The sequence below is a fragment of the Bradyrhizobium sp. 6(2017) genome, from assembly GCF_011058295.2.
GTDB classification, from domain to species: domain Bacteria; phylum Pseudomonadota; class Alphaproteobacteria; order Rhizobiales; family Xanthobacteraceae; genus Bradyrhizobium; species Bradyrhizobium septentrionale.
Genome location: NZ_CP049289.2, coordinates 2,219,252 through 2,244,452 on the forward strand (window position 1 = coordinate 2,219,252; position 25,201 = coordinate 2,244,452).

A 25,201-nucleotide genomic window follows, 5' to 3' on the forward strand; every position below is an offset into this window, starting at 1 on the left:
TGTGTCTTTCGGTCCCGGCTAAGATCGCAAAAATGCTTCCCGACGACATGGCGATCGTATCCATAGATGGCGTCAGCCTGGAAATATCGATCGCACTCATCGACGAGCTCGACGTCGGCGACTGGGTCCTCGTTCATGTCGGCTACGCGCTGGCCAAGATCGACCCGATCGAAGCCAAGCGTACGTTGAAGCTCCTGCAAGAGCTAGGCAGTGCAGCACCGGAACTCCGATCATGAAATATGCCGACGAATTTCGCGACAAGACCTTGGCGCAGGGAATAGCGCGTGCGATTGGCGCCGAAGCTGGTCCGCATAGGGCCTATCGGTTCATGGAATTCTGCGGCGGACACACACATGCGATCTCCCGCTACGGCCTGGTGGACTTGCTGCCCGCGAACGTCCGCATGATCCACGGGCCTGGTTGTCCCGTCTGCGTTCTGCCCGCGAGCCGGATCGACATGGCGATCCGGCTCGCCGAGCGCCCGGGGGTCATCCTGTGCGTTTACGGCGACCTGATGCGCGTGCCCGGGTCGCAAGGACAGTCATTGCTGGGAGCCAAGGCGCTAGGCGCTGACATTCGGATGGTTTACTCGACGATCGACGCTATTCGGCTCGCCGAACAGGCGCCGAGCCGGGACGTGGTCTTCTTTGCCATTGGATTTGAGACTACGACGCCACCGACGGCGGTGATGATCCGGATTGCCGAGAAGAAGCGGCTGAAGAGCCTCAGCGTGTTCTGCAACCACGTGCTTACACCGTCCGCCATGCACAGCATTCTCGAGAACCCGAAGATCCGCAATATCGGCGGGGGCGCAATTGATGGCTTCGTCGGGCCTGCACATGTCAGCACCATCATCGGTACGCGACCTTACGAACCTCTGGCAGAACAATTCGGTAAGCCGATCGTGATCGCGGGATTTGAACCGCTCGACGTCATGCAGGCGATCCTGATGCTGGTGCGGCAAGTGAACGAAGGCCGCTCCGGCGTGGAAAATCAATACAGCCGTGCGGTTACGCGCGAAGGCAATCAGCGCGCCAAGGACGAGGTCTCGCAGCCATTCGAACTGCGTGAGCAGTTCGAATGGCGTGGACTTGGACTCGTACCCAAAAGCGGACTGAAGCTGAAGCGGGCATACGCGAGATTTGACGCCGAGGCGCGTTTTGCGATGCACGAACTGCGTGTCGCTGACAATCCAGCGTGCGAGTGCTGCGCAATTCTGCGCGGCGCCAAGCGGCCGGTCGACTGCAAGCTGTTTGGAACTGCTTGCACGCCGGAAAATCCCATAGGAGCCTGCATGGTCTCATCGGAGGGCGCTTGCGCCGCGTATTGGACGTATGGCCGAGTTCGCGATGATCAGCTGGGACGGTTGTCATGAGCGTAAAGGCCAATCAACGCAGACTTGATGTCGAGAACGGACGCATTGATCTTTCTCACGGGTCCGGGGGCCGTGCCATGGCGCAGCTAATCTCGGACATTTTTCACCGAGCCTTCGGTAACGAATGGCTCGCCCGCTGCAATGATCAATCGGCGTTTGATGTTGCAACAGGCAGAATGGTGATGACGACGGACGGCTATGTGGTTTCACCGCTGTTCTTTCCTGGCGGCAATATCGGGTCACTCGCTGTGAACGGCACGATCAATGATGTCGCTATGGCCGGCGCGCGTCCGCTCTATCTATCGGCTAGCTTTATCATCGAGGAGGGGTTCCGATTTTCGGATCTGCAAACGATTGCGGATTCGATGGGCGTAGCGGCGCGCGACGCCGGCGTTTACATCATCACTGGGGACACCAAGGTCGTCGAGCGCGGCAAGGCGGACGGTCTGTTCATCTCCACGACCGGCATCGGGTTCCTGGCCGATGCGCTCGATCTCTCGGCCGACAAGGCAAGGGTTGGCGACCGTGTCCTGGTGTCCGGTAGCCTCGGCGATCATGGGGTGGCGATCATGTCAAGGCGCCAGAACGTCGCCTTTCAAATCGAGATCGGCTCGGATTCAGCCGCGCTGCACGACCTCGTAGCCGTCATGGTTGCGGCCGGTGGCAGCGGTATCCGGGTGATGCGTGACCCCACGCGTGGCGGCCTTGCCGCCTCGCTCAACGAGATTGCGCATCAATCGGGCCTCGGCTTCCGTCTGCAGGAAGCCGCCATTCCTGTGAAGCCTGCGGTTGCGGCGACCTGCGAACTCCTTGGGCTTGATCCGATCCATGTCGCTAACGAGGGCAAGCTCGTTGCGATCGTCGCGCCTGATTCTGCTGATGCTGTGCTTGCAGCCATGAAGGCGCATCCGCTCGGGTGCGATGCAGCTGATATTGGAGAGGCGGTAGCTGACGATCACAAGTTTGTGCAGATGGCGACCAGTTTCGGTGGCGGACGAGTTGTCGATTGGCTGTCGGGCGAACAATTGCCTCGGATCTGTTGAACATGTCACGCCCAACTGCGGCGGGCATGAGGGGGCACGCATCAGCGGTTATTAGCCATTCAAAAAAATGAGCTAAAGTCTACGACCTGCCCAGCTGGCGGACTGTGATGCTCGCTCTTCCAGAAATTCGGCAAGGCTGGATTTTCATTTGTGGCATTCCCAAGCCGCGAACCCAGTCCCAAGCGTTTTATTCATGCACCATCCGTCGCACACCCAAAGTCGTTGCTCCCCACTTGACACTTCGAGGTTAAGGTGAGGCGAAAGGCGCTCTTACGAGGCTCTTTACAGCGCCTTGGCTCAAGTCGCGCCGCTTAGTTTGTAGCCTAGTGTCGCACAAGAGCAGCTTAGAAATAAGAGATCATCGATCTGCTCCCCTGAATCTCGGCGGCTTAGGAGAAGGCACTGACACCGAGGTCCGTGCATTCGCCGACCTCGTGCATAGCCAACGCGTGATTCGCAGGTAATGAGATGAGAATAGGTTTGGTCCAGAGCGGAAGGACCCTGTCATCGCGGCGAAGGTAGTTCTGTAGACGTTTTCAAGACGCCCACGGATCCGTTATATGATTCTTTCAGCGCGGGTGCCATTGCGGTCGAGAGCCTGTTCGCGTCGGCTGCGGAGGGCTCGATCGTTGAGCTCAGCGAGTATGGTTATCTAAGCCACTCAGCATCTTGCCGCATCTTGTTTGAAATCCTGCGCAGCTGGTCAAAGATCGCTGAATTCCTGCGCTATTGTGGCGCTCGCGTCGCAGTATCGTTACGTACTTCCGATTAGAAAGCCGCTCCAGGCAGGCAGTTTTCAAATGAAGGTCGGAGTCCCCAAGGAAATCAAGGCGCACGAATATCGCGTGGGCCTTACCCCTGGAGCTGTCCGCGAATACGTGGCGGCGGGCCACCGCGTGATGATCGAGACCGATGCTGGCGCGGGCATTGGCGCGACGGATGAAGATTATCGCAACGCCGGCGCAACGATTCTGGCGTCCGCAGTCGAGGTATTCGCGTCGAGCGAGATGATCGCAAAGGTTAAGGAGCCTCAGCCGTCCGAATGGAGCCAGCTGCGGGAGAGCCAGATCCTCTTCACTTATCTGCATCTGGCCCCGGACCCCGAGCAGGCCAAGGGGCTCCTAAAATCTGGGTGCACCGAGATCGCCTATGAGACCGTAACTGATGAGCAAGGGGCCATTGCTGGCGCCTATGAGCGAGGTCGCGGATAGGCTTGCGATTGAAGGGGCGGGTAGCGCCCTGAGGCGTAGTGCTGGCGGACGAGGGCTGTTGATCGGTGGAGTGCCCGGTGTTCAGCCGGCCCGGATCGTGGTGATTGGAGGTCGCGTCGTTGGTACGCACGCGGCGCGCATGGCGATCGGTTTGGGTGCAGAGGTCACCATCATCGACCGCTCGATACCCCGGCTCCGCGAACTGGACGAGCTTTTTGAAGGGCGCGTTCGGGCCAGATTCTCGACCATCGACGCCGTGGAGGAAGAGGTATTTGCGGCCGATGTTGTGATTGGTGCGGTACTTGTTCCAGGTGCGAGCGCGCCGAAGCTCGTTCGGCGGGGTATGCTGAGTTCGATGCGTAAGAGGGCGGTGATCGTGGACGTCGCTATCGATCAGGGCGGCTGCTTTGAGACATCGCACCCAACCACTCACGCTGATCCAACCTGCGAAGTGGATGGCGTCATTCATTATTGCGTGGCCAATATGCCCGGCGCCGTGCCGCTGACCTCAAGCCAGGCACTGAATAACGCCACGCTGCCGTTTGGTTTGGCACTGGCCAACAAGGGGTTTGTCGCCGCGCTCGAAAATCCGCACCTGCGCGCGGGCCTCAATGTCCATCGGGGCCGGCTAACTTACAAGGCCGTGGCCGAGAGCCTCGGGTTGCCTTTCTCACCGATCGAACAGGCTGCGGCCTGATCCCAGAGGCCCTTACGGGCGTTTCCTCCCTGACTTGGGCCACCCTTCGGGGTGGTTTTTTTCGGCTCGATCAATTTGCTAACCAGCGCGGGCGGATGTTTGAAACGCGAAGCGAAGCCGGGGAACACCAGATGATCGCGCTTGGCTTTCAGTTGCCCCATGATGCGAGGCAATGTGCCTTTGCCCGTACAGGGCATATGAATGCAGGTTACCGGTCATCTTCGGGGCTTGAAAAGCGGGTGCCGCGGCACCTAAACGCCGCGATCATCGGAGTGACTTTGTCTGGCGCGATCGCCGCGACAGTTTCTGGCTCTGCGGTGGAGATGTGCGTCGTGCCGGTGTGACCCCCGCCGGTTGTTCATCGTGGCGCTTTAGTCGAATCCGCCGCCATTCCGGTGAGCAGAACCAATAACATGGGGCCCGGCCGACCTGGCGGCGGAGCACTCGGGAAGAGGCGACCCGATCGCAGCCGCGTGACCGCGGCCATGGGAAGGATCGCGCCATAGGGCTGGCGGACGCAGTTCACGTGGTTGGCTGACCGCCGTCATTGATCGTGCGCGCCACGGCACCGAGATCAAGCCACTATGATTCCGAATGTAGAGTTTGCGACACGCCGTCGAGGCGGCGACATGCGCTCTGGAAGATAGCCGAGGCAAATCAGCCCAGACTGATTGGCACGAGACTTGAAGGCAAGACGCTGTCCCGCACCTTCTGCTTATGGAACCGCAGTGATGGCCTACAAGATAATCGCGTCCCAGTGCACCGTCTGCGGTGCGTGTGAGTTCGAATGTCCCAACGCTGCGATTAGCCTGAAGAACGACATATATGTGATCGATCCGACCAAGTGCACCCAATGCGAAGGAAATTCTGACGCGCCGCAGTGCGCCGTCGTTTGCCCGGTGCCCGAGACCTGTGTGCCGGCATAGGGAATTAGCTGATGAGTGGGGCCCCGGCGCGAAACAGAATGAAGACACCACTGAGAGCGGCAGCCTACCGGCTTCGTCGATCGATTCTCTTACGCGCTGGCCCCGAGTGGTCCTAACTTGTGGGATCAGTTCGGAGAGGGCGCGCCGGAACTGGTTGGAGTTGTCTTTGCGCGAGCGGAGCAGGCAATGGTAGCTGTAGAAGAGACGGTCGAGCGCGTCCGGCGCATCGACGTTGACCAGTATCGATATGGGTTTGAGACGCAGATCGAGTCCGACAAGGCCCCGAAGGGGCTGTCGGAAGACACCGTCCGCTTCATCTCTGCAAAGAAGAATGAGCCGGCCTGGATGCTGGAATGGCGTCTGGAGGCGTATCGCCGCTGGCTGACCATGACCGAGCCGACCTGGGCGCGCGTCAACTATCCGAAGATCGACTATCAGGACATCTACTACTACGCGGCGCCGAAGCCCAAGAAGACGCTGTCCTCGATCGACGAGATCGATCCGGAAATCCTCAAGACCTACGAGAAGCTCGGCATTCCCTTGCGCGAGGTTGCGATCCTCGAAGGCGTCGAGCTGCCGCCTGGTGGCGCGCTGTCGCCCAGCCGCAAGATCGCGGTCGACGCCGTGTTCGATTCGGTGTCGGTGGCGACCACCTTCCAGAAGGAGCTGAAGGCGGCCGGCGTGATCTTCATGCCGATCTCGGAGGCGATCCGCGAGCATCCCGAGCTGGTGCAGAAATATCTGGGCGCCGTGGTGCCGACCACGGACAATTACTTCGCGACGCTGAACTCGGCGGTGTTCTCCGACGGCTCGTTCGTTTACGTGCCGCCGGGCGTGCGTTGCCCGATGGAGCTGTCGACCTATTTCCGCATCAACGAGCGCAACACCGGCCAGTTCGAGCGCACGCTGATCATCGCCGACAAGGGCTCCTACGTCTCCTATCTCGAAGGCTGCACCGCGCCGCAGCGCGACGAGAACCAGTTGCACGCCGCCGTGGTGGAGTTGGTCACACTCGACGATGCCGAGATCAAGTATTCGACGGTGCAGAACTGGTACCCCGGCAATTCCGAGGGCAAGGGCGGCATCTACAATTTCGTCACCAAGCGCGGCGACTGCCGCGGCAGGAATTCCAAGATCTCCTGGACCCAGGTCGAGACCGGTTCGGCGATCACCTGGAAATATCCGAGCTGCATCCTGCGCGGCGACAATTCGAGCGGCGAGTTCTACTCGATCGCGATCTCGAACGGCTTCCAGCAGGTCGATAGCGGCACCAAGATGATCCACCTCGGCAAGAACACGTCGAGCCGGATCATCTCCAAGGGCATCGCCGCCGGCAAATCGCAGAACACCTATCGCGGCCTCGTCAGTGCGCACCGTAAAGCCACCGGCGCGCGCAACTACACCGCCTGCGATTCGCTCCTGATCGGCGACAAATGCGGCGCGCACACCGTGCCCTATGTCGAGGCCAAGAACTCCTCGGCAACGTTCGAGCACGAAGCGACCACGTCGAAGATCTCCGAGGACGTGCTGTTCTACTGCGTGCAGAGAGGCTTGAGCGAGCAACAGGCCCTTGGCCTTGTCGTCAATGGCTTCGCCAAGGACGTTCTGCAAAAACTGCCGATGGAGTTCGCGGTGGAAGCGCAGAAGCTGATCTCGATCTCGCTCGAAGGGTCCGTCGGATAGCCAACCGTCCCGCGGGACCTCCCGAGTGCGGCTCACCCGGGATGATGCATTTCAGGAGATAGATCAGAATGGCGCTACTCGAAGTTCGAGATTTGCATGCCGGCATGGACGAGCGCGAAATTCTTCGCGGGTTCGATCTTACGGTCAACGCGGGTGAGGTACACGCGATCATGGGGCCGAACGGCTCCGGAAAGACCACGCTCAGCCACATTATTTCCGGCAAGCCCGGGTATCAAGTGAGTGCAGGCCAAATCCTGTTCAACGATGAAGATCTTCTCGCGATGGAACCGGAGGAGCGCGCTGGCAAGGGGATATTTCTTGCGTTTCAGTATCCGGTGGAAATTCCCGGCGTGACCACCATGAACTTCCTGCGTACGGCGTTGAACGCTCAGCGTAAAGCGCGCGGGCAAAAGGAATTCTCCACGCCCGATTTTCTCAAAAGGGCCCGCGAGATAGCCAAGTCGCTCAACATCCCACAAGGCATGCTGAAGCGCGGCTTCAATGTCGGATTTTCCGGCGGCGAGAAAAAGCGCAACGAGATTTTGCAGATGGCGCTATTCGAGTCGAGCCTGTGCATCTTGGATGAGATAGATTCCGGCCTCGATATCGACGCGCTGCGCATCGTCTCCAACAGTATCAACGCTCTGCGTTCGCCGGAACGGGCGATGATCGTGATCACCCACTATCGGCGGCTTCTCGACTATATAGCGCCGGATTTTGTGCATGTGATGTCCAAAGGGCGGGTAAGGAAGCGCGGCGGCAGAGAACTCGCGCTGGAGCTCGAGGCTTGTGGCTACGCTCAATTTGAAGGTGCGGCCTGACCTCTCAAGAGATTTCCTGATGAAGCAAGTTTTGGCAAGAGAAGCCGACGCCGGACGTGCAAAGAGCAATCTCTTCACCGCGGCGCACGGACGGCTGCCTGGCTGTGGGCCTGTCGCCCATATCCGTGCGAGGGCATTCGAGGCCTACGAGCGTGCCGGCCTCCCGCATCGGCGCATCGAGGCTTGGAAATATACAGATCTATGCGCCTTGATCGGCGAGGTACTGCCACTCGCTCCGCGACCAGATGCAGCTGCGCTGGTGCGCGCAAAGTCGTCGGTCATGCAAGCGGCTGCCGATCAAGCAGTCAAACTGGTTTTGGTGGATGGAATATTCGCACCCGAGCTATCCGACGTCGGTAGCCTCGAAAATGGGATCGATGTGCGGTCGTTGCGGGAGATTCTGGAGAATCCGGCCAATAGCGCAATGGCCGGCCTGGTGCTTTCGACCACAACTGATGCGATGATCTCGCTCAATGCCGCGATGGCGACCGACGGCCTGGTGATTACGATCGCCGAGGGCAGCGCGATTAAGCGTCCCATTCAGATCGTTCACGTTGCAACCTCATTGTCGGTGTCCGACTTTACCCGTTCCTACCTGCAGCTAGGTAAGGGAGCGCACGCGGCTGTGGTGGAAACATTCGTCGCGGCTGATGGCGCGAGCCGATATCAAACCAACGATGCGATAATTGTCCTGGTTGGTGACGAGGCGAGCCTTTCGTATATCCGGGTGGCAGCTGATGCCGCTGACGCCGTGAACCTTTCGTCGGGAATCATCGTAGTCGGTACCAGAGCGAGCCTCAATCTCTTCAGCATGACCTGCAGCGGCTCCATCGGTCGCTATCAGGGATTCGTCACACTGGCCGGCGAGGGATCCAGGCTCTCGGCGAACGGGGTCAATCTCATCAGGGAAAAACAGCACGCCGACACAACAATCGTAGTCGACCACGCCGTGCCGCATTGCATCAGTCGGAATAAGTTCCACGCGGTCGTCGACGATTGCGGCCGCTCGGTGTTCCAGGGCCAAGTCGTCGTACGTCCCGCCTCGCAGAAGACGGAAGCCGCGCTGATGACGCGAGCGCTGCTCCTGTCCGACCAGGCCGAGGCGGACAATAAGCCCGAACTCGAAATCCTTGCCGACGACGTGACTTGCGGCCACGGATCGACTTCAGGTGCGCTGGACACCAGTCTCATATTCTATCTGCGCGCTCGAGGTCTATCAGAGAAGGATGCGCAGGCGTTGTTGATTAGAGCATTCATTGGCGAGCCGATCGAGGAGATCCCCGCCGGCAATCTGCGCGAATTTGTGACCGCGCGAGCTGAACACTGGCTGCGGGCGCGATGAGTGTGCACCCCGCGATAGGCAACGGTAGTTACCAGGTCAGCCGTCTGCGCGCGGACTTTCCTGCGCTGTCCATGACGGTGTACGACAAGCCGCTTGTGTACCTTGATAACGCCGCATCCGCGCAAAAGCCGAATGCGGTTCTTGACCGCATGATGCATGTGTACTCCAGCGAATACGCCAACGTACATCGCGGCCTGCACTATCTGGCGAATGCGGCGACGGAGGCGTATGAGGGCGCCCGTACCAAGGTGGCGCGGTTTGTGAACGCACATCTGAACGAAGAGATCGTCTTCACCCGCAGCGCTACGGAGGCCATCAATCTGGTCGCCCAGACCTTCGGCCGTGAACGGGTCAGCGCCGGTGACGAGATCGTTCTGTCGATTATGGAACACCACTCCAACATTGTGCCGTGGCATTTTTTAAGAGAACGGCTCGGCGCAGTCATCAAGTGGGCGCCGGTTGATGATGACGGCAATTTCCTGCTCGATGCATTTGAGCGGCTCTTGACCCCGCGCACCAAGATGGTTGCGATCACTCAGATGTCGAACGTGCTGGGTACCGTTTTGCCAGTGAAAGACGTAGTGAGGATCGCACATGCACGGGGTATTCCCGTACTGGTCGACGGCTCGCAAGGATGTGTCCATTTGACCGTCGACGTCTGCGACATCGATTGCGATTTCTACGTAATGACAGGCCATAAACTCTATGGTCCGACAGGGATCGGCGTGCTTTACGGCAAGTCAGAGCATCTTTCGTCAATGCCGCCCTTCAATGGTGGCGGCGAGATGATCCGTCAGGTCTCGCGTGCCGGCGTCATCTATGGTGAACCGCCGCACCGGTTCGAGGCGGGGACGCCGCCGATTGTCGAGGCGATCGGTTTGGGGGCGGCTTTAGATTACATCAATTCGATAGGCAAAGAACAGATCCGCAAGCACGAGAACGCGCTGCTCGCTTACGCAAATGAGAAGCTAGGGGACATCAACGCCGTACGAATCATCGGGACGCCGGCCGAAAAGGGGCCGATCATCTCCTTTGATATGAAAGGCGCGCATGCACATGACATTGCTACGGTCATCGACCGCGCCGGAGTTGCAGTGCGGGCGGGTGGCCATTGCGCGATGCCGCTGCTCGAGCGCTTGGGTGTGCTGGCGACGTGCCGTGCGTCTTTCGCACTTTACAACACAAGTGAAGAGATTGATACGCTCGTGCGGGCACTTATCAAGGCACGACAGCTGTTCTCGTGAGCCGGTGAGCTTGCGGCGTCTGGGCGGTGGAGCATCGAACTCCCGACGATGACGACGTCATAACCGTTGGCATCATCGTTGTCGCTGAAGGCAAGTATCTGTAGATCTCAACAAGCATGGATGGCGTCGGCAAACCCGGGCTCGATCAGCCGGCCTTTGCCGCTCGGTTCGCTTGTTACGGGCGCTCTCTCGAGCGCGGAGCATCGCGATCGGCAGCCGCACATCTGGAATCGTGCGGTGCTACTTCACATATCGCCGCCCCTGTTCCATTTCGAACAGGACCAAACGAAGGGTTCTCCGGGCAAAGCGCGATGTCGCGTTAGCCACAATACCCCGTGCTGCACCACGGAGCGCGCTAACTGATTTCAATCGTTCCGCTTTTTGTGCTCGCGCCGCACTGGCATGCTCGTTGCAAAACTCTAGGTCACGAAGCCGCTCTCGCAACAGCTAACCCTCGGAGGACCTCAGCATGAGCCTCGCCTCGACCCAGAGCATCGCAGAAATCAGGGCTCGCAACAAAGAGCTGATTGAGGAGGTCCTGAAGGTCTATCCGGAGAAGACCGCAAAACGGCGCGCCAAGCATCTCAACGTGCACCAAGCCGGCAAGTCGGACTGTGGGGTCAAGTCCAACATCAAATCCATCCCTGGTGTGATGACAATCAGAGGCTGCGCCTACGCAGGATCCAAGGGCGTGGTCTGGGGGCCGATCAAGGACATGGTCCATATCAGCCATGGACCGGTGGGCTGCGGTCAGTACTCGTGGGGCTCGCGTCGTAACTATTACGTTGGCACGACCGGGATCGATAGCTTCGTGACCCTGCAATTCACCTCCGACTTCCAGGAAAAGGATATCGTATTCGGTGGCGACAAGAAACTGGTCAAAGTTCTTGACGAAATCCAGGAGCTTTTCCCACTCAACAACGGCATCACCATCCAGTCGGAATGCCCGATCGGATTGATTGGAGACGACATCGAGGCTGTGTCAAGAGCGAAATCCAAGGAGTATGGCGGCAAGACCATCGTGCCGGTCCGCTGCGAGGGCTTTCGCGGCGTCTCGCAGTCGCTCGGCCACCACATTGCCAACGACGCCGTGCGTGATTGGATTTTCGACAAGTTCGAGCCAGATGGTAAACCGAAGTTTGAGTCGACGCCGTACGATGTTGCGATCATCGGAGACTACAATATCGGCGGCGACGCCTGGTCATCGCGAATTCTTCTGGAGGAAATGGGCCTGCGGGTGATTGCGCAGTGGTCTGGTGACGGTTCACTCGCTGAGCTCGAGGCAACGCCGAAGGCAAAGCTCAACATTCTGCATTGTTACCGCTCCATGAACTACATCTCCCGCCACATGGAAGAGAAGTTCGGTATTCCGTGGTGCGAGTATAACTTCTTTGGACCTTCAAAGATCGCAGTGTCGCTGCGCAAGATCGCGGGCTACTTCGACGATAAGATTAAAGAAGGCGCTGAGCGGGTGATTGAAAAGTACCAGCCGCTGGTGAGCGCCGTAATAGCAAGATATCGCCCGCGCCTGGAGGGCAAGACGGTGATGTTGTACGTCGGCGGTCTTCGCCCGCGTCATGTGATTGGCGCATACGAGGACCTCGGGATGGAAGTCGTGGGTACCGGATACGAGTTCGGCCACAACGACGACTATCAGCGCACCGCCCAGCACTACGTCAAGGACAGCACGCTCATCTACGACGACGTCAATGGCTACGAGTTCGAGCGTTTTGTCGAAAAGCTCCAGCCCGACCTGGTCGGATCGGGCATCAAGGAAAAATACGTTTTCCAAAAGATGGGTATACCGTTCCGGCAGATGCATTCCTGGGACTATTCAGGTCCATATCACGGCTATGACGGCTTTGCGATCTTCGCGCGCGACATGGACATGGCTGTCAACTCGCCGATCTGGAAGAAGATGAAAGCGCCTTGGAAAGAAGCTTCGAAGTCGAAGCTCTTGGCTGCAGAATAAAGCAATGTATCTGGCTCTTCGTGGAGAGCCGGGGCGATACCAATTTCGATAGTGAAGGATCTTAAAAATGGCGCAGAGTGCAGAACACGTGCTCGATCATCTCGAACTGTTTCGCGGTCCAGAATACCAGCAGATGCTGGCTAACAAGAAGACGTTCGAGAATTCCCGCGATCCAGCCGAGGTTGAACGCATCAAGGAATGGACGAAAACGCCTGAATACCGCGAGAAGAATTTTGCGCGGGAGGCGCTGGCGGTAAATCCGGCCAAAGCCTGCCAGCCGCTTGGCGCCGTGTTCGCCTCGGTCGGTTTTGAGGGCACGCTGCCCTTCGTCCACGGCTCGCAAGGCTGCGTGGCTTACTACCGCAGCCATCTGTCGAGGCACTTCAAGGAGCCGAGTTCCTGCGTCTCTTCCTCGATGACGGAAGACGCCGCGGTGTTCGGCGGCTTGAACAACATGATCGATGGACTTGCCAACAGCTACAACATGTACAAGCCCAAGATGATTGCGGTTTCCACGACCTGCATGGCCGAGGTGATTGGCGATGATCTCAATGCGTTCATCAAGACATCGAAGGAAAAGGGCTCTGTTCCGGCGGAGTTCGACGTGCCGTTTGCACACACGCCGGCGTTCGTCGGTAGCCACGTCACCGGGTATGACAACGCACTCAAGGGTGTTCTGGAGCATTTCTGGGACGGCAAGGCCGGAACAGCGCCGAAGCTGGAGCGCAAGCCAAACGAGTCGATCAACATCATTGGTGGGTTCGATGGCTACACCGTCGGAAACCTTCGTGAGATTAAGCGCATCTTGGCGCTGATGGGTATCCAATACACCATACTGGCCGATAACTCCGACGTCTTCGATACCCCGACTGATGGCGATTTCCGGATGTATGACGGCGGCACCACGCTGGAAGACGCAGCTAACGCGGTTCACGCCAAGGCGACAATCTCAATGCAGCAGTGGTGTACCGAAAAAACGCTGCCGCTCGTGTCTGAGCATGGCCAGGACGTCGTCTCTTTCAATTACCCGGTGGGCGTCTCCGCAACAGATGACCTTCTCCTGGCGCTATCACGCATCAGCGGCAAGCAGGTCCCGGAGCAACTCGCGCGAGAGCGTGGCCGCTTGGTTGATGCCATCGCTGACTCCAGCGCGCATATCCATGGCAAGAAGTTCGCAATCTATGGCGATCCGGATCTCTGCTATGGGTTGGCCGCCTTTCTGCTCGAGCTCGGCGCCGAACCAACCCATGTGCTGTCCACCAACGGCAATAAGGCGTGGCAGGACAAAATGCAGGCGCTGTTTGCAAGCTCACCGTTTGGGCATGCCTGCCAGTCCTATCCGGGCCGAGACCTCTGGCACATGCGCTCGCTCTTGTTCACCGAGCCGGTCGATCTTCTGATTGGCAACACCTATGGCAAGTACCTGGAACGTGACACGGGAACGCCACTGATCCGCATCGGCTTTCCGGTGTTTGATCGGCATCATCACCACCGCTCCCCTGTGTGGGGCTATCAGGGCGGCCTGAATGTGCTGGTGAAGATCCTCGACAAGATCTTCGACGAAATCGACCGGAAGACCAACGTTCTTGGCAAAACTGACTACAGCTTCGACATCATTCGTTGATGACGGACAATGCACGTGCCGTCGCCGAAAACACTGGCGATGGCACGAGCGCACGATGGCTCAACTTGCAATTAGTTCGGCTAAGAGGAGAACGGATGAGTTCGCTGTCAGCTACGGTCCAGAATATTTTCAACGAGCCGGGCTGCGCCAAGAACGGCAGTAAGTCGGAGGCTGAGCGCAAGAAGGGATGCACCAAGCTACTGCAGCCGGGTAGTGCGGCGGGCGGCTGCGCCTTCGACGGTGCTAAGATCGCGCTACAGCCGTTTACCGACGTCGCTCATTTGGTGCATGGTCCGATCGCTTGCGAAGGCAACTCCTGGGACAATCGCGGCGCGGCGTCTTCCGGTTCGAATCTATGGCGCACCGCATTCACAACCGATATGAACGAAACCGATATCGTATTTGGAGGTGAGAGGCGGCTCTGGAAGGCGATCAAGGAAATCGTCGACAAGCATGACCCGCCCGCCATTTTCGTCTATCAGACCTGTGTTCCCGCGATGATCGGCGACGACGTCAACGCGGTCTGTAAGGCCGCCTCGCAAAGGTTCGGCAAACCGGTCATCCCGATCAATTCCCCGGGGTTCGTTGGCTCCAAGAACCTCGGCAATAAGCTCGCCGGCGAGGCTTTGCTGGAACATGTGATCGGAACGCGGGAGCCAGACCGCACCACACCTTACGACATCAATCTGATCGGAGAATACAATCTTTCGGGGGAGCTCTGGCAAGTCAAGCCTTCGCTCGATGAGCTTGGAATCCGGATTCTCTCATGCATCTCGGGCGATGCCAAATATCGTGAAGTCGCGTCGTCCCATCGGGCGCGGGCGGCGATGTTGGTGTGCTCAAAGGCCATGATCAACGTCGCGCGCAAGATGGAGGAACGCTACGGAATCCCGTTCTTCGAAGGCTCGTTCTACGGTGTCCAGGGTTCAAGTGATTCGCTGCGCCAGATTGCCCGCTTATTGGTTGAGCGCGGCGCACCGCAAGATCTGCTCGGGCGCACCGACGCGGTGATCGCGCGCGAGGAGGCGCGGGCCTGGGCCGCGATCGAACCGTACAAGTCACGCTTCAAGGGAAAGAAGGCTTTGCTGATTACCGGCGGGGTCAAGTCATGGTCGGTCGTTGCGGCACTACAGGAGGCCGGGCTCGAATTGGTCGGAACCAGCGTGAAGAAATCGACAAGGGAGGACAAAGAGCGCATCAAGGAGCTCATGGGACAGGATGCCCACATGATCGAGGACATGTCGCCGCGTGAAATGTACGAGATGTTGAAGGGCGCAAAAGCGGACATCATGCTATCGGGCGGCAAATCGCAGTTCGTCGCGCTGAAAGCAACGACGCCTTGGCTCGATATCAACCAGGAGCGATGCCATGGCTATATGGGCTATGTCGGAATGATCAAGTTAGTGGAGGAGATCGACAAGTCGCTCTCAAATCCGATGTGGGAGCAGGTACGTCGACCGGCACCATGGGAGGCCTTGGCCAGGGCGAAGCTGCATATGCAGTCGCCGGCGGCCGAGATCGCCTGCGAACCGGCGCTCGCCGAAACGGCGCGCCGCGCGAGGAAGATTTGCCACTGTAACACGGTCGATCTCGGCACGATCGAGGATGCGATCTACGCGCATGGTCTGAGAAGCGTCGAGGAAGTCAAAGAGCACACCGATGCGGTCGGTGGTTGCTGCAAGAGACGCATCGAGGACATCTTGGTGCCCTCGCCATCTGCCATGCTGCAGGCCGCAGAATAGGGGGAATCATGGCCCTCACCACGGTGCCAACAAAAGCCTGCGCGGTCAACCCGCTGAAGATGAGCCAGCCGATTGGCGGCGCATTCGCCTTCATGGGGCTGCGCGGGGCGATGCCGCTTCTGCATGGCTCGCAAGGATGCACTTCTTTCGGGCTCACGCTCTTTGTGCGGCATTTCAAGGAGGTGGTACCGCTGCAGACCACCGCGATGAGCGAGGTCGCGACCGTGCTCGGCGGCTATGAGAACCTCGAGCAGGCGATACTCAATATCTACAACCGAGCCAAGCCAAAGATCGTCGGAATCTGCTCGACCGGCATCACCGAGACTAACGGAGACGATGTGGATGCTTACCTCAAGCTAATCCGAAACAAGCATCGGCAACTTGCGAAATTGCCGCTGGTCTATGTCTCGACACCCGATTTCAAGGGCGCGTTCCAGGACGGCTGGGAGAAGGCTGTGACGCGCATTGTGGAATTGCTGCTGGTGGAAGGGCCCAACGTCAACGGCCTGCGCGATCCCTCGAGAGTGAACGTTCTTCCAGGATGTCACCTCACGCCGGGTGATCTTGACGAACTCCGTGCCATCCTGGAGGATTTTGGGTTGCGGCCATCCTTCCTGCCTGACCTGGCAGCGTCGCTCGATGGGCATATCCCCGACGAGTTTACGTCAACGACCATCGGCGGCATCGGCGTCGACGAGATCGCGAGCATGGGCCGCGCCGGGTGGACCATTGCAATCGGCGCGCAGATGCGGCGAGCGGCAGAGGTCATGCAGGCCAAAAGCGGCGTTCCATTTCGCCTCTTCGAGCGGCTGTGCGGCCTCGGTCCGTGCGACGAATTCATGACGTTTGTGAGTGAAATCAGCGGCCGTCCCGTGCCACCGAAATATCGGCGGCAGCGCGGCCAGCTCACGGATGCAATGCTGGACGCGCACTTCCATATTGGTGGTCGCAGACTTGCGATCGCCGCTGAGCCAGACCTCCTATATGATCTCTCCAGTATGCTGCACGAGATGGGGGCGCAGGTGCGTGCGGCCGTAACGACCACACAATCGGCGGTGATCGAGCGGATCAAGACCAACGAGGTGCTAATTGGTGATCTTGAGGATCTCGAAGAGCTGGCCAGAACCGAGAATTGCGACTTGCTGATCACGCATTCGCATGGCAGGCAAGCGGCTGCCCGGCTGAAAATTCCGTTCTATCGTGCGGGTTTTCCGATGTTCGATCGACTTGGCGCAGGGCACCAACTATCGATCGGTTATCGTGGTACCCGCGATCTGATCTTCGATATCGCCAATCTCGTGATCGCGGACCGCGAGGAGAACCATCCACCTACGCCCGATCGATGGCGGGCTCCGGTCGCACTGCCATCAAGGTCCGGGCATCTCAGTTCCATCGGTGCAGCCGAGAGGTCGACTGCATGAAGGTCGCATTCGCCACTCAAGATCTAAGGTGCGTCGATGCTCATTTTGGTTGGGCAAAGAATATTGCTATCTACGAGGTCGCGCCAAGCGGACACGTGTTTCTCAAAGCGGTTGAGTTTGAGGGCGATCTCAAGGAAGACGGCAACGACGACAAGTTAGCGCCGAAGATCGAGGCGATTAAAGATTGCGCAATTCTTTACGTTGCTGCCATCGGCGGTGCCGGTGCTGCCCGGGTGGTCGCCAACAAGATCCATCCGATCAAGGTAAACAAGCCAGAAAACATTCTGGTGCTGCTCGAAAAGCTCGAGGACGTCCTAAGAGGCACACCACCTCCCTGGCTACGCAAGGCAATGGCAAAGGACCAGCGGAGCACATTCGAGTTCGACGAATGAGATGAAATGACCGCAGAAATAGAGCAGCAGGACAGCTCCGCCGATGCGCTGTTCATCAAGGAGCTAGTCAAGATTTGGCGCGCTCAGGACACCACGGGAGCCTGGAAGGCCAAGAGCGATCTCGACCTTCTCGAGCCCTATGTCTTGGACAAGGAAAAGCGGCGTGCGTTGCCGATTGTCGGTGATCCTGGCCCCGATACGCTGTGGCGGCTGGAACTGTTCTTCAACGCGGTCGCGCTCGCGGTCGAGAGGGAAACCGGTGTGATGATCCAGCCGATCTTGAAGCTGCATCATGAAGGATTTGGCCGCATCGTGCTGATCGGAGGCCGGCTGAGCGCCGTGAACAAGCGGCTGCGTGATGTGCATCGCGACCTGATACGGAAGTTTCCGGACGTGGCGAACTATTGAGGATACTGATGAGCGAACGTGAAACACTGAAGGCTGAAATAAAGAAGCTATCGGCCAAAGCGCTACAAGCCAAAATGGATCTGCACGACCTTTCGGAGGAATTGCCCATCAACTGGACCTCGATCATGGTCGTTGCGCAGAAGGCGCACGATGCCTATGCCGAACTTGAGCGCAGAAACCATGATTTGAAGGCGTTGGAAAATACTTAAGAGGGGCCGACACATGTCATTTACAACGCGCGATGGCCGCGACTGGACGCCAGACTACCTGATGTCGATTGACGCCAAAAAATGCATCGGCTGTGGCCGCTGTTTCAAGGTGTGTGGCCGAGGTGTCATGGCGTTGAAGGGAATCAGCGAGGACGGCGAACTTGTTGATCTTGACGATGACGAGGACGATGAGATCGAAAAGAAGATCATGGTTCTGAATGATCAGGGCGCCTGCATCGGCTGCGGCGCGTGCGCCAGGGTGTGTCCGGCCAATTGCCAGGTCCATGTTTCAGCCCCAGCCGAAGCTGCCTGACCGGTGGCCCTAGAGCGTGATGAGTTTAGTTTTGGTCATATCCGGCGTTTGCGAAGTAGTTGGCGCATTCGGCCGGTGAGACGGTGCCGAGGATCGGAGCGATAGCATCGTAGACGGCCTCGGTGGTTCGCTGTGCGGCTTTGCGCAGCCAGTGTTTGAACTTGGCGAAGAACTGCTCGATCGGATTGAGATCAGGCGAGTATTTCGGCAGGTAGAAGAGCCGGGCGCCGGCGGCACGGATGGCGCGACGCACGGCGTGGGCCTTGTGGGAGCCGAGATTGTCCATGATGACGATGTCGCCGTGCCGCAGGGTCGGGACCAGAGCCTTCTCGATATAGGCAAGGAAGGCTTCGCCGTTGATCGGCCCCTCGAGGAACCACGGAGCGGTAATGCGATCGTGGCGCAAGGCGGCCATGAAGGTCATGGTCCGCCAGCGGCCGTGCGGTACCTTGGCTTTGATACGTTGACCGCGCGGCGCCCAGCCCCGCAGCGGCGCCATATTGGTCTTGGTCCAGGTCTCATCGATGAACACCAGCCGAGTGGGATCGATCCGATCCCGATACTTGGTCCACTGCGCCCGCCGACGGGTGACATCGGGACGATCCTGCTCGGCGGCAATCAGCGTCTTTTTTGTAACTGAGCTTCTCGGCGTGGACGAACTCCCACGTCGTGCGGTAATCGACCTTCAGGCCACGCTCAGCGAGTTCGGCCACCAGCCTGCGCACGGTAAAATCGTTTCGGCACCGTTGCATCAGCCATTCGCGGTGCGGCCCCGCAATCTTCTTTGGCCGATAGCCCCCGATCTGGTCTGGCTTGACGCTACCGGTCTCGTGGAAGCGCTGTACCCAGTTGATCGCCGTGCTGATGCCCACCCCAAATTGAGCCGCTGCCTGATGCCGCGACAGGCCACCTTTGATGACAGCTCTCACTACCCGCTCACGAAGGTCGTCCGAATAGGCTCGTCCCATCCATGCTGGCCTCCTTCCCAGCCAGCATGTTGAATCAGAAGCCTTCCGATTTGGGAATCCCAAATCGATTCAAGCTAGACCCATCCCGCTCTAGCCCGCTTGCGGCAGGCGCTATATTTGCAATGGAATAGATCCATTGTTGATCACTTGATCTGCGATGGAGATCAGACCCGCATGCTCTGACGGCTTCAGTTATTAAGACACAGCGAGCGGAGACGTTGCAGCTAAGGCTGTTTGATCGGCAAGGCAAGCGCATACCCTTGGGTGACAACACCGTCTCGAAGATCAGTCTCTTAGCAGTGGGGTCAGCGTTTCGTGCAGGTGTATTGCGATTCAGGTCATAACGCATGGCGCAATGCTGATCCCGATGAGGGAGCACGCTTCTCGGGTGAACGGTACCGTCTTTATTTGTTTGCCTGCTCCCTTGAGGATTGGAAGAGCCTAAATTGGCCGCCTATGCGTCAGGTTATGGTCAGCTAACCTGTATATCATCCTCCGCAGAGCTCGTGCGGCACGAGCTCATACAGCGTGCAATTGAGCCGAGAGGAGAGCGAATCTGATGTATGGCAGAATCGTCGGATCGTCCAGCCAGTCTGGAAGCGCCAGCCACGTTGATGAGTCTGGAGATGAGGGAGAGAGCCCGCGATTTGCGGACACAGTTGCAGGCATGGAGCCCGGTGCGTCGTCGTCGGTGACAACGACGCCATACTCTCTGGCTTCCGATCCGCCGATCATAGAGATCGATCGATCTTCCTTCACGGAGGGAGTGAGGAGATTTTTGGGCGGTGACATCAGGCACATCGCCAGTAACCCAGAAGAGTACTCGGATTTCGTGTCCGGGAAGGCTCGGCGCGCAGGAATGGTTGCTGGAAGCTACCTCCACACTTACGATGATCCAAGCAAGCCAGCACGATTCTACAGCTATCAGTTGGGTGACGAAACTGTCGGGCTTTTAAGAGCAGGTGGGCCGGCTCGAATCAAGGGGGAGCAGTTTCGGCAACAGTTTGGACGCAATGATATCACGTCCGTGGTTGACCTTCGGGTTACTCATCCGTTGGTCGAGAACGCGGGCGATATTCTGCTGGAGCATCAACTGCGACAGGACGGCGACCATCCCTTGGTCTTGTCACGTCCTGGCTTGGAGGGCATGGAACCCCGTCTGGCCGAAATGGGTTTTGTTCACATGGGGCGTAATTATTGGGCGCTTGATCCTAACCAGCATCCAGAAGTGTGGACGAAAAACGAGAGCAACGAGTGGCAGCGAGTAGACAAGCCTACGAAGTATCTTACTAAGGTCGAGGATAGTGACACCGCTTCTGAAGCAAGTGTCGAAAGTGCCGAAGCGGCCTCTTCAGATGATGATCCGTCATTCTACTTGGAGCAAGCTCTCGAAGGATTGCGCATGGAGTAGAACAGCCGCAGTAAAGAGACCTGGGCAGGAAATGACGGCTGTTTCGTGAATGGACGCGTCGCCGCGAAGGTCCTAGCGTTAAACGAGGGGGGGGGCGTACGTTAGCAGCGTGCGGCCCCATTCGCCTGCCTATCCTATTCAGAAAGTAATGATATTCTCGCGCTTGCGGGCCGTGCAGCTGGAATCGGTGCAACAAAGATCGAGTACGAATCCGCGCCCCAATCGTGTAGCCAATGCAACGGCGCGTCATGATATGAGCAGGTTGAGGGCGGTATGTGCTCAAGGAAGCTTCGGATCAAACTATATGCCAAGGTGACGATCGCGACACAATTCGCAGCGTATTTGGTCTAGTTGGCGCAAGTGGAAAGGCTGTGGCGATCAGTGAGCAACCACTGCGTTTAGTTCAGTAAGGTGTCGGAAAAGTTTGCGCGCGAAAGTTGCAGCTGCGAATGGGCAAGGAGTAGGCAATAAGCCTCGATGCTCGCGCGGAGCCGACCCAATCGTGCACCTGCGCCAATCAGCTGTGACGAAGCCTTAAGGTCGGATCGTCAGAAAGCCGAGCGGTTCTGGCTCTTCTACGGTTCTTGCATGTTTGATCGTCCCGCGAAATGAAGAGCGTCCTGCAATAAACGAGCAATGAATGCAGCCAGATGCAATCTATGCGATTTGTGGCATTAACGACATTCCAAGCCGCCGGGCCATGGGTTTCCATCTGATGGTCGTCGATGACGAGGGCGGTCACCGGCCGTGGTCCATCGTTGTAGTGCGGTGGGGCAAGCAGGTGTTTGGTTATGCCAATAAATGCCCGCACAACAGCGTCAATCTGGACTGGAACTGGAACGAATTCCTGGATCCATACGGCATCCGGCTGATGTGCGGCAAGCACGGATCGACCTTCGAGCTCGCCACGGGACGATGCGTCGAAGGTCCATGTAAGGGTGGCGCGCTCACGCCGATCGCGTTGACGGTTCTGGATGGCGATATCTGTGTCGTCGGTATGCCTCTTGTCGAAGACGATGCGCTTCCCAACGAATGAAGGCCGCGCTCAGACCGGCCGGTTTTCGTTACGGTTTTTCACGGGTTCCATCCTCTTCAGCCCGTCTTCGTACGAGATCTCGTCATAGGATAGCTCAAGATCGGACAGCTCGATGTCGTTTGCCGCATCGAGCAGGTAATCAAGCTTGCCGCCCGCATCGAGCTTCTTGATGTCGTCCTTGCTGACTCCGACCAGGTCCATCATCTCCTTCCAAACGGTGGATTCATCACACGGTAAGACGTGGAAGGTAACATCACCGAGCTTGATTCGGTATTTCGCCAGCAAATCTATGTTGTTGCAGAATATGAAATAGCTGCCATTCGGGCTTAAGGCGCCGTCAAGGACGGCTGCGACGTCAGCCAGATACGCGAAGGAATGCAGATACCCTGCCAGCACCGGAATAGTGCGTTCTCCTTCCTGCGCGATCGTTAGAACCTGCTCGATGGAATAGTCCGGCGGTCGCTTCTCGTCGGCGACCTGGGTCTGGAATTTCAGTGCGACATCGCCGCGAAAGCCGAACCGGTCCGGCTTGGTGGTCCCGCCTTTGAGTACGGCATTGAGCAGGCGACCCTCCTTCTCAAGTCTGCCGAGTGCGGTGTTTTCGATTGCAGTCATTAAAATCGTCCTCGATCTAAGCTCCTCACCGACGACTTGGCCGGTGCGAATGCAATGCAAATTGCTTGCCGTCGCATGCGTGGCGGCCTTCGGCGTATCTTAGATAAAAAAGGCGTAAGTGGGCTGCGATTGCCTCAAGTAGCTTTGAAAGAAACCCGACACGAGTTCAAAAGCCAACAGGTGCGATCCGGAAAGGTAAGCATCATCAAGCGTCCTCTCGCTGGCACATGACTTGCCCTTCAGCAGGCAAAGCTAAGCAGTTGAGAGAGGCCATGATCAAGCTAACGGATAGCGCAGTGAATGCGGTCAGGGGCGCAATGTCGTCATCGGCGCAGCCAGCAAGCGGGCTGCGCATTATCGTCGAGGCAGGCGGCTGCAACGGACTCAAATACATGATGGGTCTGGCCAAGGAGCCGAAGCCTAACGACACGGTGATCGAGTGCGACGGTGTGAAGGTGTTTGTCGACAACAAGAGCCATGACCATCTGGTCGGCACAACCATCGATTTCGTGATGGCGCTGGAGAGCCCAGGCTTCACTTTTAATAACCCAAACGCCACTTCGAGCTGCTCCTGCGGCAAATCGTTCAGCTGATAAGAAAAGGCGTCAAAACATGCTGGCGGACCCCGAACAACTGAGGCAATTGACGGCGATCTCGACCGGCCGAGCGGGACGCATCCGCGCTGTAATTGAGGAGATCCGTGCCAATCTGCAACGCAGTGGCGCCGACTATCAGTTGATTGGAATTGATGGCAGCAAGATCATGGTAGGCGCAACCCGTGCCTGCGCGCTCTTTAAGCTCTTGAGGATGACGCTGGAAGGCGTTCAAGTGCAGCTGGTCGACAGGCTCGTCGAATTCGTCCGCCTGATCACGGTTGTTGTTGCAGGCAAAACGCGGGATTGAATGGGGATCAAATGCCGGTTTATCTAGACAACAATGCGACGACGCGGACCGATCCATCCGTCGTGCAAGCCATGTTGCCGTTCTTTACCGAGCAGTTCGGAAATGCCTCCTCGGCCCACGCCTTTGGCGGCGAGGCCGCGGCCGCGCTGAAGCAGGCGCGGCGTAGCTTGCAGGCTTTGCTAGGGAATGCCTACGATCATGAAATCGTTTTTACCTCCGGTGGAACCGAGGCCAATAATGCCGCCATTCTTTCTGCGCTTGCCACCCAAGATGGTCGCGACGAGATCGTCACGACCTCGGTTGAGCATTCCGCCGTGCTTGCGCTGGTCGAGCAACTGGCGACAAGAAGTGTCAAGACGCATATCATACCCGTAGATGCCCACGGCTGGCTTGACGTCGAGGCCTTTCGCTGCGCGCTCGGGCCACGCACAGCGATCGCCTCGATTATGTGGGCGAACAACGAGACCGGCACCATTTTTCCCGTGGAGTTTTTAGCCGGCTTGGCACGTGAGGCGGGCGCACTGTTCCATACCGATGCGGTCCAGGCCATAGGCAAGCTGCGCGTCGACCTAAGGGACAGTGCGATCGATATGTTGTCGCTGTCCGCACACAAATTGCACGGTCCCAAAGGAATGGGCGCGCTCTACCTGCGCAAAGGGACAAAATTCCGGTCCCTGATCTGGGGCGGATCACAGGAAAGGCGGCGCCGCGGCGGAACGGAAAATATTCCCGGCATCGTCGGTCTTGGAAGGGCTGCGGAGCTTGCTGTGGAGCGGCTCGAGCCGGAGCGCGTTCGCATTGGTGCATTGCGCGACCGTCTGGAGCAGGGGATCTTACATAATGGCGAATGCTTTGCGCTCGGCGATGTCAACAACCGGTTAGCGAACACAGCCAATATCGCTTTCGATCATCTCGAGGGCGAAGCAGTCGTCCATCATCTCAATCGTGCGGGCATTGCCGTGTCGCTCGGATCAGCCTGCAGCTCCGGCTCAATGGTGCCGTCGCACGTTCTGCGCGCCATGCAGGTGCCGGCGTGGAGGATGCGCGGCGCGGTGCGCTTTTCTCTCTCGCGTGAAACCACCGTCGCGGAGGTTGACGAGGTCGTGTGCGCTCTGTCAGACATTGTTGCTCGCTTGCGTGCCACCTCGCGGGAGTCTGGCGCTCCGCCCAGCTATGCGTCACAGTCGAGGGAGTTGAGCTTGTGAAAATCATGATCCGCCGCTCGTCGGACGCGGGCCTGTCGATCTACGTGCCAAAAAAGGATCTCGAAGAGCCGATCGTGGAATCTGAGTACGAGTCGCTCTGGGGCGGCTGGATCAAGATAGCTAATGGCTGGGTGCTCGATTTACCCGAGATGGCGAGCGACACACCATTGCCGATCACAATCAATGCCAAAAAACGGGGCGAGAACGGGAAAGATGCATGAACATGAGGCCAATCTTCTACATCGGCATTGGAGAGAATTGCTAATATCGTTTCGCTGACCTGCTTGGCCAGGAGGTCGATAGTATCGTTGCCGGGCTTCGGTGTCTCGATCTCGATTCCGATCGGTGCCTCGACATATTCGCAGCCAGAGATCAGGAAGCTCTTGGCGGCTGCTCGCTATGGCAGCATCGTGGTTCAGTTGCCAGACGCCATCAAGGAAAGGCGGACCGAACGGAGCTTTCTTGCTCTCGCTTCAACTATCGCTATTGCGAAGCAATGCGGCGAAGATCATCAGGCGTTCCTGCCGATACCACGATGCAATCGTCGATCCGAGCGTCTTCTCAATGCAACGAGCGCCGTGTTCAGCTCAAGCAAGGCCTGACACCGATTTGGCTCCCTCGCGCGTTGGGGATAATGCTC

Annotated in this window: 26 protein-coding genes and 1 pseudogene; 25 read left to right on the forward strand and 2 right to left on the reverse strand. The window is 58.2% G+C overall.

Annotated elements, in window-relative coordinates:
• The first annotated feature begins 47 nt into the window (after positions 1–47).
• From G6P99_RS10540 to fdxB, 18 genes and pseudogenes are all read left to right on the forward strand, one after another.
• A complete protein-coding gene (locus G6P99_RS10540) occupies positions 48–236 on the forward strand; it encodes a HypC/HybG/HupF family hydrogenase formation chaperone (RefSeq protein WP_234583993.1) in 189 nt (62 codons plus the stop codon).
• The gene (gene hypD, locus G6P99_RS10545) at positions 233–1,375 is read left to right on the forward strand and encodes a hydrogenase formation protein HypD (RefSeq protein ID WP_165128093.1); all 1,143 of its coding nucleotides are present in this window, start codon (positions 233–235) and stop codon (positions 1,373–1,375) included. Before G6P99_RS10540 ends, hypD begins: the two co-directional genes overlap by 4 nt.
• Positions 1,372–2,418 carry a hydrogenase expression/formation protein HypE gene (gene hypE / locus G6P99_RS10550; protein WP_165128095.1) on the forward strand — a complete coding sequence of 349 codons (1,047 nt, stop codon included), beginning with the start codon at positions 1,372–1,374 and terminating at the stop codon, positions 2,416–2,418. Before hypD ends, hypE begins: the two co-directional genes overlap by 4 nt.
• 800 nt (positions 2,419–3,218) lie before the next feature.
• Positions 3,219–4,326: pseudogene (ald, locus tag G6P99_RS10555) on the forward strand (alanine dehydrogenase).
• 131 nt (positions 4,327–4,457) lie between these two features.
• On the forward strand, positions 4,458–4,670 hold the full coding sequence (locus tag G6P99_RS10560) for a hypothetical protein (protein WP_156929026.1): 213 nt from the start codon (positions 4,458–4,460) through the stop codon (positions 4,668–4,670).
• 387 nt (positions 4,671–5,057) lie between these two features.
• Complete coding sequence (locus tag G6P99_RS10565) at positions 5,058–5,252, forward strand: 4Fe-4S binding protein (protein ID WP_165128097.1); 195 nt, start codon at positions 5,058–5,060, stop codon at positions 5,250–5,252.
• 186 nt (positions 5,253–5,438) lie between these two features.
• Positions 5,439–6,935: a Fe-S cluster assembly protein SufB gene (gene sufB / locus G6P99_RS10570; protein WP_165128099.1), complete on the forward strand. Its 1,497-nt coding sequence runs from the start codon at positions 5,439–5,441 to the stop codon at positions 6,933–6,935.
• 68 nt (positions 6,936–7,003) lie between these two features.
• Positions 7,004–7,756, forward strand: coding sequence for a Fe-S cluster assembly ATPase SufC (gene sufC / locus G6P99_RS10575; RefSeq protein ID WP_029084741.1), 753 nt, complete (start codon positions 7,004–7,006; stop codon positions 7,754–7,756).
• Positions 7,757–7,775: 19 nt separating this feature from the next.
• Entirely contained in the window at positions 7,776–9,098 is a 1,323-nt protein-coding gene (gene sufD / locus G6P99_RS10580; protein ID WP_029084740.1) for a Fe-S cluster assembly protein SufD, read from the forward strand.
• Positions 9,095–10,342 (forward strand): cysteine desulfurase, encoded by a 1,248-nt coding sequence (locus tag G6P99_RS10585; RefSeq protein ID WP_165128101.1) that lies wholly within the window; start codon positions 9,095–9,097, stop codon positions 10,340–10,342. The genes sufD and G6P99_RS10585 overlap by 4 nt, the downstream gene beginning before the upstream one ends.
• A gap of 469 nt (positions 10,343–10,811) precedes the next feature.
• Complete coding sequence (gene nifD, locus G6P99_RS10590) at positions 10,812–12,314, forward strand: nitrogenase molybdenum-iron protein alpha chain (RefSeq protein WP_029084738.1); 1,503 nt, start codon at positions 10,812–10,814, stop codon at positions 12,312–12,314.
• Between the two features lie 67 nt (positions 12,315–12,381).
• On the forward strand, positions 12,382–13,938 hold the full coding sequence (gene nifK / locus G6P99_RS10595) for a nitrogenase molybdenum-iron protein subunit beta (RefSeq protein WP_029084737.1): 1,557 nt from the start codon (positions 12,382–12,384) through the stop codon (positions 13,936–13,938).
• 95 nt (positions 13,939–14,033) lie between these two features.
• Complete coding sequence (gene nifE / locus G6P99_RS10600) at positions 14,034–15,680, forward strand: nitrogenase iron-molybdenum cofactor biosynthesis protein NifE (protein ID WP_165128103.1); 1,647 nt, start codon at positions 14,034–14,036, stop codon at positions 15,678–15,680.
• Between the two features lie 8 nt (positions 15,681–15,688).
• Positions 15,689–17,101, forward strand: a complete 1,413-nt coding sequence (nifN, locus tag G6P99_RS10605; RefSeq protein WP_165128105.1) for a nitrogenase iron-molybdenum cofactor biosynthesis protein NifN — start codon at positions 15,689–15,691, stop codon at positions 17,099–17,101.
• Complete coding sequence (nifX, locus tag G6P99_RS10610; RefSeq protein ID WP_029084734.1) at positions 17,098–17,493, forward strand: nitrogen fixation protein NifX; 396 nt, start codon at positions 17,098–17,100, stop codon at positions 17,491–17,493. The genes nifN and nifX overlap by 4 nt, the downstream gene beginning before the upstream one ends.
• Before the next feature lie 6 nt (positions 17,494–17,499).
• Complete coding sequence (locus G6P99_RS10615; RefSeq protein ID WP_084518764.1) at positions 17,500–17,901, forward strand: NifX-associated nitrogen fixation protein; 402 nt, start codon at positions 17,500–17,502, stop codon at positions 17,899–17,901.
• Positions 17,902–17,909: 8 nt separating this feature from the next.
• Positions 17,910–18,110, forward strand: coding sequence for a CCE_0567 family metalloprotein (locus G6P99_RS10620; protein WP_029084733.1), 201 nt, complete (start codon positions 17,910–17,912; stop codon positions 18,108–18,110).
• A 13-nt stretch (positions 18,111–18,123) separates the two neighbouring features.
• A complete protein-coding gene (gene fdxB, locus G6P99_RS10625) occupies positions 18,124–18,423 on the forward strand; it encodes a ferredoxin III, nif-specific (protein WP_029084732.1) in 300 nt (99 codons plus the stop codon).
• A 25-nt stretch (positions 18,424–18,448) separates the two neighbouring features.
• On the opposite strand, the gene G6P99_RS10630 is transcribed toward fdxB, so the two are convergent.
• A protein-coding gene (locus G6P99_RS10630) for an IS630 family transposase (RefSeq protein WP_165128107.1) occupies positions 18,449–19,391 on the reverse strand; the annotation gives its coding sequence in 2 pieces (ribosomal slippage) (positions 18,449–19,055 and positions 19,054–19,391; 945 coding nt in all).
• Between the two features lie 559 nt (positions 19,392–19,950).
• Between G6P99_RS10630 and G6P99_RS10635 the strand changes: the two genes are divergently transcribed.
• Both G6P99_RS10635 and G6P99_RS10640 read left to right on the forward strand, forming a co-directional pair.
• Positions 19,951–20,802, forward strand: coding sequence for a host specificity protein (locus G6P99_RS10635; RefSeq protein WP_224496567.1), 852 nt, complete (start codon positions 19,951–19,953; stop codon positions 20,800–20,802).
• 640 nt (positions 20,803–21,442) lie between these two features.
• Positions 21,443–21,838: a Rieske (2Fe-2S) protein gene (locus tag G6P99_RS10640; RefSeq protein ID WP_029084673.1), complete on the forward strand. Its 396-nt coding sequence runs from the start codon at positions 21,443–21,445 to the stop codon at positions 21,836–21,838.
• A 9-nt stretch (positions 21,839–21,847) separates the two neighbouring features.
• Here G6P99_RS10640 and G6P99_RS10645 read toward each other — a convergent pair whose 3' ends face one another.
• The gene (locus G6P99_RS10645; RefSeq protein WP_029084672.1) at positions 21,848–22,453 is read right to left on the reverse strand and encodes a hypothetical protein; all 606 of its coding nucleotides are present in this window, start codon (positions 22,451–22,453) and stop codon (positions 21,848–21,850) included.
• 272 nt (positions 22,454–22,725) lie between these two features.
• On the opposite strand from G6P99_RS10645, the gene G6P99_RS10650 reads away from it, so the two are divergent.
• The 5 genes from G6P99_RS10650 to G6P99_RS10670 all read left to right on the forward strand — a co-directional run bounded on the left by G6P99_RS10650 (position 22,726) and on the right by G6P99_RS10670 (position 25,163).
• Positions 22,726–23,046: a HesB/IscA family protein gene (locus G6P99_RS10650; RefSeq protein ID WP_029084671.1), complete on the forward strand. Its 321-nt coding sequence runs from the start codon at positions 22,726–22,728 to the stop codon at positions 23,044–23,046.
• Positions 23,047–23,065: 19 nt separating this feature from the next.
• On the forward strand, positions 23,066–23,356 hold the full coding sequence (locus G6P99_RS10655) for a NifU family protein (RefSeq protein WP_029084670.1): 291 nt from the start codon (positions 23,066–23,068) through the stop codon (positions 23,354–23,356).
• Positions 23,357–23,367: 11 nt separating this feature from the next.
• On the forward strand, positions 23,368–24,561 hold the full coding sequence (nifS, locus tag G6P99_RS10660; RefSeq protein WP_165128109.1) for a cysteine desulfurase NifS: 1,194 nt from the start codon (positions 23,368–23,370) through the stop codon (positions 24,559–24,561).
• A complete protein-coding gene (gene nifT / locus G6P99_RS10665; RefSeq protein WP_029084668.1) occupies positions 24,558–24,782 on the forward strand; it encodes a putative nitrogen fixation protein NifT in 225 nt (74 codons plus the stop codon). The genes nifS and nifT overlap by 4 nt, the downstream gene beginning before the upstream one ends.
• A gap of 87 nt (positions 24,783–24,869) precedes the next feature.
• Positions 24,870–25,163: a hypothetical protein gene (locus tag G6P99_RS10670; protein ID WP_165128111.1), complete on the forward strand. Its 294-nt coding sequence runs from the start codon at positions 24,870–24,872 to the stop codon at positions 25,161–25,163.
• The last annotated feature ends 38 nt before the right edge of the window (positions 25,164–25,201 follow it).